Genomic DNA, 552 nt, shown 5'->3' on the forward strand with positions numbered 1-552 from the left:
GCGTTAACCTAATGATCCAATCTCTTCATTTCCCAACCCAATATTTTGGGCAAGTTTGGTTCGCTCAAAATTCCTCCGTTTTTCATAAACGCTGAACACGCCGTTTAAGCTTTCATTTCATCAATATTTTTCACTGCTCATTTCTATCCCAAAACTTTCGACTGCCGATCTCGCTTAACGCTGGCGTGTCAAATGCCATGCCAATTTTCTTGGCCGTACACGCATTACTTCACTCAAACAAAAAATAAGGAAAAGATTTTGAACAAACTCATCGTATTCACTGGTGGTCCCGGTGCAGGAAAAACCTCGGTTATCGAACAACTAAAAACACAAGGCTTTATCTGCGCGCCAGAAACCGGCCGTCAAATAATACAAACGCAGGTTGCCAATCACGGTTCAGCATTACCTTGGAATGACAAACAAGCTTTTCGAGACGAAATGATGAAGGTAGAAGTGAGCAATTACCGAGCTTTCAATGTCCACCAAGGGAATGTGTTTTTTGATCGCAGTATTGTGGACGTATATGGCTACAGTAAGTTGGAACAACTGCCA

Annotated in this window: 1 protein-coding gene; it reads left to right on the forward strand. The window is 42.2% G+C overall.

The annotated features are described in order from the left end of the window. Positions 1-258: 258 nt before the first annotated feature. Positions 259-552 (forward strand): AAA family ATPase (locus tag R7R78_RS28760; RefSeq protein WP_225474926.1); only part of this gene is annotated, 294 nt, incomplete at its 3' end.

This window comes from Vibrio sp. 2134-1, from assembly GCF_033339495.1.